Genomic DNA, 2,104 nt, shown 5'->3' with positions numbered 1-2,104 from the left:
TCCTTCCTATTCTGTCAAGCCCAAATCTATTGATTTTACTGGCTTTGACGATTTTTATTTACCTCAAAAACAGAGCCGGGAGTGATGGATATCGTAGTATCATGTACCGAATAGTTGATAAACAGATATAGCTAATAAAACATCCCTTTTTTTTGCTTTATAAAGGCTATTTCCCTCTGATCAACTATGATGATGAACCTTCCGTGTCTAAGGGGATCGTGTCCCAACTTCCTTCGTCCCATCTACCATACACTGAGTGCCAGCCAAGCTCCTAGACGGGGTCATGCCCCACGGAAAAAACCGACGCCGGCTACAGCTCTTGTTTTTATGTTTGATTGTTACTGACCTGCATTCACCTGTCGTGGTACTGATTTACTCAGTGGACGCTATACCACTACTGTTTCCTGTTGGTCCTTTGCAGATGTAGTCCGTTTCGGACTCCATCGTTTACGGGTTTCTGTTCCAGAACCCTGTCCAGTCTCCGATGCCTTTTGTCAGACATTCGACAGAGTTCTGGATTATGTTACTTGTAGTTTTGTTTCTTATGCTGCCAATGGTGCCTGTGCTGATGCCGGGCGCCTGATATCCTTCAACAGCTTTTGTGGATCATAAGTTGTCCCTGTCTTCAGTATGGTGTAAATCACCCTTAGAATCTTGCAGGCTATCACAATCAGTGACTCCATCTTTTTCAATGGATTGTTGAGCCGTGTTTTGTAATACTCATGCAGCTGCTTGTATTCATCTGCGTGCGACACCGCTGACTTTGCTGCCTGGAACAACCAGTACCGGAGCCTCTTGCGTCCTCTGTGGCTGATCTTTGTTTGTCCTTTATGCTTACCGGAACTGCACGCTACCAGACCCATCCCGCTTAGCTTCTGGATTTCCTTCACATCATCAAACCTGCTGACATCTCCCATCTCTGCCAGTATTCCAGCCAGTATGTTTTCGCCTACTCCATTGATTGCCAGTATGTTTTCTGCATAAGGTATTTCCATGCATTTCTTGTGCAAGGCACTTTCAACCGCTGCAAGCTGCTCATCCAACTTCAGAATCTGTTCTGCATACCATTTCACTGCCTCCCTGCCTACACCAACCCCATCCTTAAGCCCCACACTTTTCTTTGCGTAACTCACAATCTCACCGGCTCTGCTGTAACCGCGTCCTCTTAGCTTTGCGTCATGCCAGATATTTTTTATGCCTTCCACGCCCAGTGCCGCGATATCCGATGGGATGGCTGATACGTTCAGTATTTCCAGTGTGAATGCACCATCTAGTTTTCCAAATGCGTCCATGTATTCCGGAAAATAGATTTTCAGTTCCCGATGGAGACGATTGATATTTCGTATCCTGTCTTCGGTAAGCTGGCCCCTGAACATGGAGAGCCTTCTCATATCTGCGTAGACTTTTTCCGGAAGATATGGCATTCCATAGTTGCCATCTTTCACAAGATTGGCAATCAGTTTGGGATCTTTTCTGTCATCCTTGAGCTGACTGTTATCTTCGATTTCTTTGCTCTGCTTTACAGCATATGGATTTACCTGGACAACGCTGATTCCGTTTGAAATCATCCATGCAGCCAACGCAAACCAGTAGTGGCCCGTCGGTTCAAGACCCAGCACTATCTGTCTCTTATCATTTTTTGCCGCAAGTGCCAGCACCCATGCCTTGGCATTCTCAAAGCCTTCTGAATCATTGCTGAATTCAAATGCTCCACGGCTTAATTCCCTTCCTCTGACATCAATTGCCCTGATATAATGAGTCTCACTGCCTATATCGCATCCTACTATAAGCATGTCATCAGTAATGAAAGAGAGTTTGTCGTTCTTGGCAAACTTACCGTTTGTTTCCAGTTCCCGCCAGGTATAGGATCTCAGTTCTTTTTCTACCACCTCTATTTTCTTGCTCAGTTCTTCTTTTGACAAAAGATTAATTGTCTGATTTTCTACATTTACTTGCTTTTTTGCTTTTTTTGTTTTAACATTCATCTTGAATACCTCTTGTGTTTTTTGATTTTACCAACTGTCGGGTCAGTAATAATCTAAATTTACTTGAGGTATTCTTTTGAGTCAATTCCCTTTACTCTTTAAAGTATACAGGAAGCTCC

At 44.0% G+C, this 2,104-nt stretch carries 1 protein-coding gene; it reads right to left on the bottom strand.

What is annotated here, in order from left to right; all coding sequences use genetic code 11:
* Window positions 1-542 precede the first annotated feature (542 nt).
* Window positions 543-1,985 carry an IS110 family RNA-guided transposase gene (locus tag VSQ61_RS22570; RefSeq protein WP_334346565.1) on the bottom strand — a complete coding sequence of 481 codons (1,443 nt, stop codon included), beginning with the start codon at window positions 1,983-1,985 and terminating at the stop codon, window positions 543-545.
* Between the last annotated feature and the right edge of the window lie 119 nt (window positions 1,986-2,104).

The organism is Candidatus Merdisoma sp. JLR.KK006 (assembly GCF_036941035.1).
In the GTDB taxonomy this organism is placed as follows: domain Bacteria; phylum Bacillota; class Clostridia; order Lachnospirales; family Lachnospiraceae; genus Laedolimicola.
The sequence above is the reverse complement of the archived record's forward strand: the minus strand, read 5'-3'. Positions and strand labels throughout refer to the sequence as shown.

Bases quoted from the DNA above. Each gene is read 5' to 3' on its own strand.
- VSQ61_RS22570 (WP_334346565.1), bottom strand. From the start codon at position 1,985: ATGAATGTTAAAACAAAAAAAGCAAAAAAGCAAGTAAATGTAGAAAAT.